At 46.5% G+C, this 13420-nt stretch carries 6 protein-coding genes; 5 read left to right on the top strand and 1 reads right to left on the bottom strand.

Annotated elements, in window-relative coordinates; genetic code table 11:
• Positions 1 to 9: 9 nt before the first annotated feature.
• Together MHB71_RS11150 and MHB71_RS11145 are read left to right on the top strand one after the other, a co-directional pair.
• A complete protein-coding gene (locus MHB71_RS11150) occupies positions 10 to 1653 on the top strand; it encodes a sugar ABC transporter substrate-binding protein (RefSeq protein WP_340029604.1) in 1644 nt (547 codons plus the stop codon).
• Between the two features lie 22 nt (positions 1654 to 1675).
• The gene (locus MHB71_RS11145; protein ID WP_340029603.1) at positions 1676 to 3028 is read left to right on the top strand and encodes a glycoside hydrolase family 30 beta sandwich domain-containing protein; all 1353 of its coding nucleotides are present in this window, start codon (positions 1676 to 1678) and stop codon (positions 3026 to 3028) included.
• 27 nt (positions 3029 to 3055) lie between these two features.
• On the opposite strand, the gene MHB71_RS11140 is transcribed toward MHB71_RS11145, so the two are convergent.
• Positions 3056 to 3889, bottom strand: a complete 834-nt coding sequence (locus MHB71_RS11140; protein WP_340029601.1) for an AraC family transcriptional regulator — start codon at positions 3887 to 3889, stop codon at positions 3056 to 3058.
• A gap of 122 nt (positions 3890 to 4011) precedes the next feature.
• On the opposite strand from MHB71_RS11140, the gene MHB71_RS11135 reads away from it, so the two are divergent.
• From MHB71_RS11135 to MHB71_RS11125, 3 genes are all read left to right on the top strand, one after another.
• Positions 4012 to 5472: an alpha-L-fucosidase gene (locus tag MHB71_RS11135; RefSeq protein WP_076317989.1), complete on the top strand. Its 1461-nt coding sequence runs from the start codon at positions 4012 to 4014 to the stop codon at positions 5470 to 5472.
• Positions 5473 to 5755: 283 nt separating this feature from the next.
• Positions 5756 to 7273 (top strand): exosporium glycoprotein BclB-related protein, encoded by a 1518-nt coding sequence (locus MHB71_RS11130; RefSeq protein WP_340029600.1) that lies wholly within the window; start codon positions 5756 to 5758, stop codon positions 7271 to 7273.
• 687 nt (positions 7274 to 7960) lie between these two features.
• Entirely contained in the window at positions 7961 to 13207 is a 5247-nt protein-coding gene (locus MHB71_RS11125) for a S8 family serine peptidase (RefSeq protein WP_340029599.1), read from the top strand.
• Positions 13208 to 13420 lie beyond the last annotated feature (213 nt).

Raw genomic sequence — 13420 nt, 5'->3', positions numbered from 1 at the left:
AACAAAAATATGTTGAAGTTGAACAAGACATCAGGCAAAAAAGGGATTAGATTGCTCGCAACACTGCTCACAGCCGTACTTATGATTACAGGTTGCAGTGGTGGATCGGGTGGCTCTAGTGAAGGGAACTGGGTATCCATTGAAGATCGTTATACGGTCGACCCGGAAAAGCCAGCTTGGCAGTTGGATAAAAAGGAAGAGGCTACCGACCTGACATGGTACGTCAATGCGGACTGGTGGAACACCGATTTTGGCAAGGACATTGTTACCAAGAAAATCAAAGAGGATCTGAACATCAATATTAAATTCATCACAGGTGATGATACCAAGTTAAATACCTTTTTCGCCGGTGGAGATATGCCTGACTTGCTGACCGTATTTGACTCCAATTCTCCTGTGGTACAAAAAGCTGCAACCTGGGCGATGCCGCTGAACGATCTGGCGGAAAAATATGATCCTTACTTCAATAAAGTAGCGGCTGCCGATACATTGAACTGGTTCCAATTGGCGGATGGTAAAACCTATGGTTACCCGAACTATTCCAATACACAGGAGGATTATGATAGCGGTAACATTCCTGCCAAAACGGCATTTATCATTCGTAAAGATGTGTACGAAGCTTTGGGTAGTCCGGTCATTGGAACGCCAGATGAATTCCAGAGTGTGATGAAACGAATTAAGCAAGAGTTCCCTGCGCTGATCCCGTTTGGATTCAACTCCATTGGTGAAGGAACAGGTTCACTAGGGGATACGTTACAAGATTTCATCGGCGTTCCGTTGGAGACCGAATCAGGAGAATTCTATGATCGTAATCTGGATGAAGATTACCTCACGTGGTTGAAAACATTGAACACCGTGTATAGAGACGGCAATATCAGTGATGACAGTTTTGCGGATGATGGTACGGCTTTTGAGGAAAAAGTAAAGTCCGGTAAATATGCGACCATGCTGCTTGACGGTACACCTCAACAAGGAGGAAACCTGCAAATCTACATGAGTGCCAATCCAGGCAAACAATATGTTGCTATCGATGGACCGCAGAGTACCAAAGGCAATGCACCAACATTGAATCAATCCGGAATAACCGGGTGGATGATCAATTTCATTTCTAAGGACTGTAAAGATCCGGCCAAGGCCATTCAGATATTCACATACTTGCTGAGTGAAGAAGGACAGACGCTTATGAATTACGGGATCGAGGGGGAAACCTACCAAACCAAAGCCGACGGTAGTGTAGAATTGCTGCCAGCAGTGAAAGACATGCAACTGAATAACGCAGATCAATTCAAAAAGGATTATCGGATGGGCGAGTTTATGTTCTTTGGTCATGACCGCCACAAAGCACTCAGTGCAGATGCTTTTCCTGAAGCGATTAAACAGATGCAGGAGTGGGGCAAAGGCAAGCTGAAACCACACTTCATTCTTGAGAATATTAGCCCTGATCAAGGGACACCTGAAGCTCGTGCGTTGTCAGCAATCAATACGAAGTGGAATACAACGCTGGTCAGTATGGTACGGTCCAAGGATGATGCCTCGTATGACAATGCACTGGCTTCTTACAAGTCATTTTTAGGTGAGAACCGTTGGGAAGAGATTGTGAAGGTACGCAGTGAAAAGATGAAATTGAACAAAGAGAAACTAGGCATTCAATAATAGAAATACAAAGGAGAATCCTATGACGACATTCAAAATGTACAAATCTACGGGTGAAGAAGATTTATTTGTATCTCTATCCCAAGAGCAATTGAAACCACTAGATGCTGATAAGGAGAAAACGACCATCCATCTGGATGATCAGTTAACGTATCAGGAGATGGACGGATTTGGTGCTTCTTTTACCGATTCATCTGCCTATTTGATCAACCAAATCTTGAGTGAGGAGCAGCGGGAAGAGGTTATGACCCGGCTGTTCCATCCAGAGAAAGGGATTGGGCTCTCGGTCATCCGAAATCCGATGGGAGCTTCGGACTATGCGAGAACGATATACAGTTATAACGATATGCCAGAACAGAAGGTAGACCCGAAATTAACCCAATTCAGCATTGCACATGATGAAGAGGACGTTATTCCTTTAACGCAAAAGGCGTTGGCATTGAACCCTGAACTGAAGCTATTTGCCTCACCATGGAGTGCACCCGGCTGGATGAAAACGAGCGGATCCATGATTACCGGACAATTAAAGACTGAATGGTATCCCGTTTATGCTGAATATTTCGTGAAATACATTCAAGCGTATGGCAAGCATGGATTACCGATCCATGCCATTACACCGCAGAATGAGGCGCTTTATGAACCGGGGCACTATCCTGGTATGTTGATGCCAGCCGAGGCCCAAGCAGATTTTATCAAAAACCATCTCAAACCAGCCTTTGTGCAAAACGATATTCAAACCAAGATTCTCTGTTACGATCACAACTGGGATCAACCGGACTATCCCCTGACCGTACTTGAACAAGCGGGAGAGGAAGTGGATGGTGTAGCCTGGCATTGGTACGGGGGCGATGCTTCTGCTCAAACGAAGGTTTATGAAGCTTTTGCAGGTAAAGAAGTGCATTTCACTGAAGGTTCGGGTGGAGAGTGGATCCCGCCATTTGAGCAAGCCTTCTCGAATGTGATGCGAACGGGAATTCAGATTCTTCACAATTACAGCAAGTCCTTTGTACTTTGGAATATGGCACTTGATGAGAACAACGGGCCAACCGTTCCGGGATTTGGCCGCAGTACGTGTCGTGGGATCGTACAGGTGAATCAGCAAACAAAGGAACTTACGTATACACTTGATTATTATGCTCTGGCTCATTTCAGTGCTGTGATCCGCCCGAAGGCTGTTCGGATCGAATCAACATCCAGTGATGATGGAATTTGTTCTGTGGCTTTTAAAAATGCCGATGGTTCCGTAGCTGTAGTCCTCTTCAATGATGGGGAAGAAACGGCGAATGTGCAGACCAAGCTACGAAATGAAGAGTTGTTATGTTTTCAAATGGAAAGCAAAAGTGTTATGTCCATTTTAATTCATCCCAATAAGTAAACATACCTGAGCATCAGGGCTTACGTCTTACGTTGTCAGTACCGTTTTTTGTTTGCGGTACTCCGTGGGCGTGAGCCCTGTATGCTTTTTGAACTGTCTGGAGAAATAATACAAATCACTGAAACCGAGATGCTCGGCGATGGCAGTGATTGTGTTCGGGGTGCAGGCCAGCAACTCCTTGGCTTTATCGATTTTTTTGCCAGTAATATAGAGGATCGGAGGAACTCCGATCTGCTGCTTGAAGAATCGAATGAAATAATTTGGATGCATGTAGGCGATCTGGGCCAGATCCTGAACCGAAATATTCTCTTCGATGTTGGAATCAATATAAGCCAGAATGGTGGACAGTTTCTCCATGACAGGCACGTTAATAAAAGAGATCTGATCCAGATCCAGATTCATTATATAGTGGGACAGTAGCTCGGTTAGTTTGCTCTTGGCCATCATATGGCCATAGACTTCATCGGATTTTGCATATGTAAGGATACTGCTGAAGATTGCTTGAATCAACTCAGGTTGATCTATCGTACAGATGTGTGGGAATTTCAGAATTTGGAACAGATTGATTCCCCCAACCTTCGCGCTAAAGTGACACCAATATTTGAGAAAAGGACTTTCATTAATGGCAGAGTAAGACTGTTTGATCCCCTCTGGCATTAAAATAAGCTGATTAGGCGCAGGATAATACTCCTCATCCCCAATTTTGAGCCAACCTTCACCCTCGCATATGAAATAAAACTTGCTGTAATCGGGCGTGTAATCCAGATCCCGCCAATCCGTATCGCACCGATTGTAATTGACCATAAATAATTCGACTTGGAGATTGGACAGGTAGTTCGTAAGCAAAGTTTGGTGATTCATACTTTTCATCTCCATACAAGGTTATTATTGTCCATCTAAAAGTTAGTGTTCTGCATGTCTATCCTTCGGTCGTAGCACTACAATACAACTAAAGACAATAACAGAAGGGATGAGAACATCTCATGGACAAAAACGAATATTTGCAACATATTGAAGCAACGATTGAGAGCGGTAAATTCAAGGACAACTGGAGTTCGCTTAGCACCTTCCAAGTTCCTGAATGGTACCCAAAAGCGAAATTCGGCATATTCATTCACTGGGGGCTATATTCTGTACCGGCCTATGATAGCGAATGGTATTCGCGAAATATGTACATACAAGGCACCAAAGCTTATGAACATCACCTTGAGGTGTATGGACCTCATAAGGACTTTGGATATAAAGACTTCATTCCAATGTTTCGTGCAGAGAAGTTCGATGCAGACGAATGGGCAACGTTATTCAAACAAGCTGGAGCCAGATATGTTATGCCTGTGGCTGAGCACCATGATGGTTTTCAGATGTACAAAAGCTCTATCTCTCACTATAACACATATGAAATGGGCCCCAAACGGGATCTTCTGGGTGAAATGAAGGTTGCATACGAGAAGCAGGGGCTGACCTTATGCGTGTCGTCTCACCGCGCCGAGCACTGGTTCTTCATGTCTCACGGGAAGGAGTTTGATTCAGACATTAAGGAACCCCTGGAGCGTGGGGATTTCTATTGGCCTGCCATGCCTGAACCCAAGGATCACTTCGACTTGTATGACTCACCTCCAACCGAGGAGTATCTGGAGGACTGGTTGATTCGCTGCTGTGAACTGGTCGATCAATATCAGCCAAAGGTCTTTTATTTTGATTGGTGGATTCAAACGGTTGCGTTCAAACCCTATCTGAAGAAATTTGCTGCCTATTATTATAACAAAGGCGAAGAATGGGGCGTGCCTGTAGCTATCAATTATAAACATGAGGCCTACATGTTTGGTAGTGCCGTTCCGGATGTGGAGCGGGGACAGTTCGCTGAGCTCAAGCCCTATTTTTGGCAAACGGATACAGCTGTCGCTAAAAACTCATGGTGTTATACGGAAAATAATAACTATAAAACGGCTGAAGAGATCATTCGGGATCTCGTCGATATTGTAAGCAAAAACGGAAATTTACTGCTGAACATTGGACCCAAAGCAGACGGCAGCATACCGGAAGAAGATCGTGAGATTTTGCTGAGCATTGGCAAGTGGCTGGAAGTGAATGGGGAAGCGATCTATGACACGTCATTCTGGCGTACGTTTGGCGAGGGTCCGACAGAGGTGAAGGAAGGGCAATTCACGGATGGGGATACGAAGATATTTACGAGTGAAGATATACGGTTTACGTTAAAAGAAAGCGATCTGTATGCCACGGTTCTTGCCTATCCAGATAACGGGGTGGTGCAGATTAAATCCCTGAAGGAAAATTCTCACCATTTTCAAGGGGTCATTCAAGATATTCAGGTACTTGGTTACGAGGAACAACCGAAATGGGAGAGAACAGCGGACGCACTGATGATCACAACGACAACTGTGAAAAGTAATGCGCCTATTGTTTTCAAAATTAAATTGGACTAATCAACAAAGATAAATTAAATACTGTAAATATAAAAAGGGCGCATCTAGGAGTATTGTACTCATCGGATAGCGCTCTTTTGGTTGGGTTATACATAAGGCTGACTTCCATGCAAAATCCTCTCCATGATAATGGAGGCTCCTCCAAGCTGAAAACTGTAATTCGGAAATTTACTTATATAATAATCACGAAATTCTTGCTTGCTAATATACTGATATCATCAAACCAGTGATGTTCGCCTGTAATGGAATGATTGAGACTCACTAAGGAGGATCTGCTAAAAAGATGAAACCAAAGAAACGCATCAGATATGGTTGGAGCGGATTTAAGAAAAAAAAAGCTGAGGACTGTGACCATCCCCAAGAGCAGCACAAAGAACACCATCACGAGCACCATCATAACCACCACAATCATCATCACAATAACCACCATCATAAGTGTTTTGACAAAGAAGCCGAATTCCTTCTCAAATTAATTGGTGAGTTGAAGGGAGCAATTGTACAGGTTTTTGCCAATCCCACGCCTCACAATGTTTCACTTCTGATTGAGGTACTGCGTAAATTACTGGCTCTGGTTCATTGCTCGGATTTGAAAAAGGGAACCAAGGCAGATCTCGAAGCGATCTTGGAGCTTACCATTGTATCTGCAGAGGCCGTTCCATTTTCTCCGATCAGTGTGGGAACCAATTTGCAGCAATTGCTGGATGTGCTCCTATCTGTCATTTTACAGGGGAATATCGATTCGGCTGAGAAAGATCAACTGGTCATTTTGATCCGGGCGACCGAATTGGCTATCACAACAGGGCTTAGAAACATAGGCAGTCAAGGTCCGGCAGGACCTGCAGGACCAGCGGGTCCTCAGGGCGTACCTGGTCCACAAGGCCCGGCTGGCGCTGCTGGTGCTCAGGGTGGTGTAGGTCCAGCTGGTACACCGGGAGCTGCTGGTGCCCAGGGACCAGCAGGTGCGACAGGTGTTACTGGCGCAACGGGTGCGGCAGGCCCAGCAGGTGGCGCAACAGGAGCGACAGGTGCAACGGGGAGTACAGGAGCTGTTGGGGCAGAGGGCGTTACAGGAGCAACAGGTGATCCTGGCGTAGCAGGAGCCACCGGAGTCACAGGGAATACGGGTGCAGCTGGACTTGCGGGAGTCACAGGGGCTACCGGGGCAACGGGTGTGACAGGAGATACGGGTGCAGCGGGAATTGCAGGGGTAACCGGGACTACCGGCGCAACTGGGATTGCGGGAGTAACTGGCAGCACCGGTGTTACTGGGGCTACGGGTTCTGGAGCCATCATACCGTTTGCTTCTGGCGGGCCTGCCATATTAACAACGATTCTTGGTGGACTGGTTGGAACGACAAGCCTTATCGGTTTCGGCAGCTCTGCAACAGGAGTCAGCATTCTGGGTGGCACGATTGATTTAACGGGAACGATTGTCGGACCACTCATTAACTTTGCATTCTCTGTCCCACGGGATGGCGTTATAACTTCGATTGCTGCCTATTTCAGTACCACAGCAGCCTTGGCCTTAGTTGGTTCAACGGTGACCATCACTGCGCAATTATTCAGTTCACCTACTCCTGATAATGCATTTACTGCGGTTCCGGGGGCGGTTGTTACACTGGCACCTCCACTCACCGGTATTATTGCATTGGGTAGTATCTCCAATGGCATAACAACCGGATTGACTATACCTGTGACTGCACAGACACGTCTGCTGCTGGTGTTCTCGGCAACAGCAGCTGGACTCACACTTGTGAATACGGTTGTCGGCTATGCAAGTGGCGGCGTGAACATTACATGATGAGATATAAATTTTGAGATGAACGACATGAGAGTTCTCATGTCGTTTTTTTCTTGATTTGAAATTTTGAGTATCAGGTCTTGGTTGTATAGAACTACTACAAATTATTATTCATCAAAAAGATGCATGAATACGAAAAATAAGCTGAAATACGTAAGCGACATGAGACACATAAAAGCATTAAATAGACTTATTTTCTATATTTTTCAATAAAGTGCTTGTATATATCGAATAATGATTTTATACTATACCAATAAAATCCAATTAAATTCCTAATCGACTATTATATGTAATTAAAATGTTTAACTACTCACTCGAATTACGATCGAAAGTCATATCCACGACTCCTTAGCAAGCGTTCTGCTAACGCTCCAGATTACCCTTCCACATGAATGCTTATAGACATTCACTCTCATTGGATTATTCAAACACCCAAACTATTCACTCACATGGTTTAATCCGATTCATTCAATCTCCTAAACTTCCAAGAAAAAAATTATAGACTGATCTGTTATCTCTTTTGACTCATATTGATCCCTAACCAGACCTGTAAAGGAGGTGAGGCTTTATGTGAAATCCAGGGTATCTATTTCGTACGCAATAAAGGTTATTTTACCGTTTTATTCTGCAGAGAAGGGCATATGTACCAGACTAAATTAAAAAACCGGGTAAAAGGAGTGGAAAAGTTTGATAAAGATTAATCGGTTACGCAAGCCCATCTCCATGGGGCTCTCGCTTCTCCTTGCATTTTCGATCATTCATCCGGTTTCAGCTGAAAACTCCACATCATCCAAATTGGATATGAAATCTGGACTTGCCAAAGTTACGGAGTCCAAAGTAAATGCCAAGTTGACCAAAGAATTTGATGGTAGTGAATATGTGACCTATCTGGTGAAAATGAAGGAACAGGTGGATACAGCAGCAGTCTCCAAACAGGCCCTTGAAAAGGCGACCATCGCCAAACAAACTGCTTCAGCCACAAAGTTGTCCGTTCGTAATTCGGTCGTCAGCTCTCTGCGAGAAACGGCCTCGCGTACACAATATCCATTGGAAACTTATCTGGAAAAGGAAGTTGACCTGGGTAAGGTCAAAGAATATAAAAGCTATTTTATCGTAAATTCACTGGCAGTAACGAGTACCAAAGAAGTCATGGAACAGATTGCGCTGCTGCCTGAGGTGGAGAAGATTCTACCGAATGAGACGAGATACTTACAGAAAGCCGAAGTGAGTAAAGAACCGGCGAATGCAGCATCAGGCAAAGATGCTGTCCAAACGCCAGCTAAAGACTCTTCAGTCGGAGTCAAAGACAAAGAGCCTGCTGCAAAGGACAAGCTTGCGACAGAGAACGTGGAATGGAACCTGGATTACATCAATGCGCCAGCCGTGTGGGATCGGGGCATCGATGGAACAGGGATTGTTGTTGCCAATCTGGACAGCGGTGTGGATTATACCCACCCGGCGCTTCGCAGCAAATGGCGGGGACTGGATGCTTCGGGCAATATCGTTGATCCCGAACTGAGCTGGTATGATCCGCACAGTAATGCTTCCCTCCCTGCGGACGGAGACGGGCATGGTACGCACACGATGGGTACGATGGTTGGCTCCGAAGCAGATGGTACCAACCAGATCGGGGTTGCTCCCGGTGCAAAGTGGATTGGTGTACGGATATTCAATCCGGAAACAACAGATGCCATTATTCTGGATGGCGGACAATGGTTGATCGCTCCGGTGGATGCGGAAGGCAATCTGCATCCTGAACTTGCACCGGATGTTGTTAACAACTCGTGGGGCGGAGGCGCAGGATTGGATGAATGGTTCCGTCCTATGGTCCAAGCTTGGCGTGATGCTCAGATTTTCCCGGAATTCTCCGCAGGAAATGTGAGACTGGGTAACCCGGGCGGACCTGGTTCTGTTGCTAACCCAGCCAACTATCCTGAAAGTTTTGCTACAGGAGCAACCGATATCAACGGAAATCTGGCTTCGTTCTCCCTGCTGGGCCCATCCCCGTATGGTGAGATCAAACCGGAAGTATCTGCACCTGGTGTGAATATCCGTTCATCAGTTCCGGGCGGAGTATATGAGGGAGGCTGGAACGGAACATCCATGGCAGGCCCGCATACAACTGCACTTGCTGCACTGCTGCTTCAGGCCAATCATTCCCTTACGGTGGATCAGCTGGAGCAGATCATTACAGATACAGCCACGCCGAGAACGGATAGTCAGTATCCGACATCTCCTAATAACGGCTACGGTCACGGCATTATTAATGCCCTTGATGCTGTGGGGTCTGTACTCGAAGGAATTGGCACGGTATCCGGCAGAGTGGTTACGGCCGGAGATGATCTGGAAGAGCCGGTACTGGCACATACCCCTGTTAATTCTGCCTTTACAGGCATTGATATACCACTAACGGCTCATGTGACAGATAACGTCGCAGTAGTCTCCGTCGAGGCTTTTGCCAAAACGACAGGTACCAACCAGTACGTTTATCTACCGATGAACCGGATTGCTGGAGATAACAAAGATGGTACGTACACAGCGACCATTCCGGCATTTCTGATTGAGCCACAAGGTGTGGAGTATTATATCCGCGTGAACGACTACGGCAACAACGGATTCGAAAGTCAGGTATATAAAGTGGCTGTCTCCAATGGTGTTCAGCCAGGATATCTTCAGGATTTTGAAGAAGATCAGCTGGGCTTCACGACTGGCGGAACCGGAAGTACCTGGGTATGGGGAGCACCTAGCAGTGGTCCTGGAAGTGCATACTCCGGTGACAAGGTGATTGCAACCAATCTACAAGGAACTTATGTGGCGAATAGCAATGCATATCTGCTTGCGCCGCCTATTGATCTAACCGAGAGTCCAGAAGGGGCGTTATTATCCTTCAAACACTGGTATGACCTGGAGAATAACATCGACTTCGGCAAGGTATACATCGCTTCCGAGGATAGCGATTATGTGTTCGAAGAGCTGTTAACCTTCACGGGTACAGGTGGCAATTGGAAGACACAATATGTGGATCTTGGCGAATACGCGGGACAGCAGGTGTTCATCAAGTTCAATCTGACGAGCGATAATTCATTGCAAAAGGCTGGCTGGTACATTGATGATTTCGCTGTAGAAGAACTGGATGAGATTGCTCCGGGTGCGCCTGCCGGATTGTCTGCGACGGCCGATATTCTTGGTAATGTAGCCTTGAGCTGGACGGGTCCGAGCGATGAGGATCTCGAATCCTATATCGTATATCGCTCCACAACCGCAGGTGCAGGTTATGAATCCATTGGAACTGCAACAGGAACAACGTTTACAGATACGGCTACGGTGACAGATTCGACGTATTATTATACCGTTGCCGCACTTGATTATAGTGGCAATGAAAGCGACAAATCGAATGAGGTCTCCATTACCGTAGAGGTGCCTCAGGATATCTACATCGATCATTTCGATGGCAGTGATGATAATGGCTGGACTCATTCAGGAACCAAAGATGAGTGGGAACGCGGTATTCCGGTAACGGGACCTGCCAGCGCGGTTTCTCCACCGAATGTCTGGGCGACTGATCTCGACAATACGTACGAGAGTGGCTCCAACTATTCACTCGTATCTCCGGTCATTGATTTGACGGATGTGTCCGAAGGAACACTCACGTTTAATCATTGGTACGAGATTGAGAGTGGATACGACTACGGGTATGTGGAAGTCACCAAGGATGGTGGAACCACATGGTCGGAACTGGGCAAATTCTCACATAGTACAAACGGTAAACAATGGACACCCGTATTTTATGATCTAAATGCACTTACCGGTAATGAAGTTCAATTCCGATTCCGCCTGACCTCAGATAACAGTGTTGTGAAGACAGGCTGGTTCATTGATGATTTCCGTGTACTGGGAGTTGCTGCGGAGACGGTAACGGAGGACAGTGCGGTTGTGCTTAACAATGACAAACCAAAACCGTCCTATGATAATCCATGGTACAAAATTTCGCGGACAGACAAAGCGGAATTTAACAAAACGAAACAGCAACAACCTGAAGTTGAAAAACCAGGAACAGGTTCGGTTAATCCACAAAGCCTGCCTGCAAGTGCAACGGTTACCGTACTGGAAACCGGACGTTCGGTGAAGACAGATCCAGCTACAGGCAAGTATAACTTCACACACGTAGCAGGTGATTACACGTTAAAAGCTGAAGCATATGGATATTATCCTCGAACTCAGCAGGTGACGATTACAGATGGCAATGGAGCCAAAGCCAACTTTAATCTGGAAGCAATTCCGCATGGGCAGATTGAAGGTGTAGTAACGGATGAGCGGACAGGACAACCACTGGCTGATGCTTCCGTTCTCGTGGTGGAAGATGCGAATGTAGGTGAAGTTCGCACAGGTTCAGATGGCAGCTTCGATATTCAGGTATTGGAAGGAAGTTATACCCTATCCATCCGGGCTGCAGATTATTACAGTAAAACCGTTACTGTGACAGTCCCTGGTAATGGTACGGCTGAGGCAAATGTTGCCTTAAAACCATTCATCGGTTTCCCTGGGGAAATTGCTTATGATGATGGAACAGCAGAGAACGCACGAGCTTTTAATGCTGCGGATAACGCTTGGGCAGTTCGAATGACACCAGAGCTGGAGACCGCTCAACTGAAAGGTGCATCGTTCCGATTCTGGAACACCGAATGGCCTGTACCTGGAGGCACAGCGTTCCAATATGCCGTATATGATGCATCGGGTGCGGGCGGAGCTCCGGGACGACAACTGGCTGGACCATTTGACGGTACTGCACTTCGTAACGATCAATGGACAACTGTTGAATTCCCGGAACCGGTCATTGTAACGGGTGATTTCTATATCGTGTATGTACAGAGTTTAGCTGGAACTAGCGCTCCGGGACTCGCTACCGATGAGGATGGTCCAAATGCAGGTCGAAGCTGGCAGCGAGTAGGTGGAGCGTGGAGCACTTCACCTGATGAAGAAGGTAACTACATGATTCGTGCAGTTGTGAGATATCCGGTCAATGCACCTGTGCTCACAGCACCTGCAAACACGTATACGAATCAATCAACCTTCACCGTGTCGGGAACGTCTCCGGCATCCGGCGCTCAGATCAAGTTTTACAACGGCAAAGATCTCGCTGGCACTACAACGGTGGCAAATGGGAAGTTCTCATACGGTGTGAAACTCCGTTCTGGCATTAATGCGATTACTGCCGAGGCAGTGGTGGACGGGAAAACGACCGACCGCTCACTCCCCGTCGTCATTATTCTGGATCAGACCAAACCGCAGTTGACCATTGTTACGCCAACTCAAGGAGATCGCATCAATGCGGAAGTTGTTCACGTAACGGGTAATGTCGTGGAACAATTCCTCGATAAGTTGACTGTTAACGGACAAACCGTACAAGTGGGCAAAGACAGAAGCTTCAGTCATCGCGTATTGGTTAACGAAGGCGAGAACACGATTACCATTACAGCAACCGATCTCGCTGGCAACAAAACAACGGTAACCCGCACCGTATACGTGGAAACGGCGTTGCCAGAACTTACGAATATTACGCCAGTTGAAGATGTTCGAATCACATCAGGAGAAAGTGTCACCGTATCTTTTGACAGTAAACCTGGTCTGCAAGCATCTTTCCGGATTCAGTTACCGCTGAATCTGAATGCCCAGGGGGCAGGAGAGGTTCCATTGGTGGAGACTGAACCTGGTCGTTACACGGGGACGTACACAACACCTTCATCCCTTGTTCTGGAGGGTGGAGTCATTGTGATTCGTGCTCAGGATGCAGCAGGCAACAAAGTAGAGTCGGAAGCAGCTGGACGATTGTTCGTCAGCGCAGCACAAGAACAATCCGTTCCAGAACCAGATTCGAGCCCTGAAGAGAATGGAACGGAAGTGAGTCCACCTTCCGCTGAGGGTCTGCAACCTTAATTATGCAAAGTATGACTTGGACGATAACTGCATTTTGACCATCTAAGCAAGAAGCCGATAAGCCGAGGTATCAGGGCTTGTCGGCTTTTTGTTGTCTCGATTCACAACTGACGCCTAAGATTAATGAAGCATCCATTGGGATGTTTTTTCTTTTGCTCTCATATGACAGCAGGTGAGTTGTCTCCTTTCTTCACATTAATGATATAACATGAT

The organism is Paenibacillus sp. FSL H7-0940, from assembly GCF_037979415.1.
Classification (GTDB): Bacteria; Bacillota; Bacilli; order Paenibacillales; family Paenibacillaceae; genus Paenibacillus; species Paenibacillus amylolyticus.
The sequence above is the reverse complement of the archived record's forward strand: the minus strand, read 5'-3'. Positions and strand labels throughout refer to the sequence as shown.

Excerpts from the sequence above, each read along its gene's own strand:
- MHB71_RS11150 (WP_340029604.1), top strand. The coding sequence starts at position 10 with ATGTTGAAGTTGAACAAGACATCAGGCAAAAAAGGGATTAGATTGCTC.
- MHB71_RS11145 (WP_340029603.1), top strand. The coding sequence starts at position 1,676 with ATGACGACATTCAAAATGTACAAATCTACGGGTGAAGAAGATTTATTT.
- MHB71_RS11140 (WP_340029601.1), bottom strand. The coding sequence starts at position 3,889 with ATGAATCACCAAACTTTGCTTACGAACTACCTGTCCAATCTCCAAGTC.
- MHB71_RS11135 (WP_076317989.1), top strand. The coding sequence starts at position 4,012 with ATGGACAAAAACGAATATTTGCAACATATTGAAGCAACGATTGAGAGC.
- MHB71_RS11130 (WP_340029600.1), top strand. The coding sequence starts at position 5,756 with ATGAAACCAAAGAAACGCATCAGATATGGTTGGAGCGGATTTAAGAAA.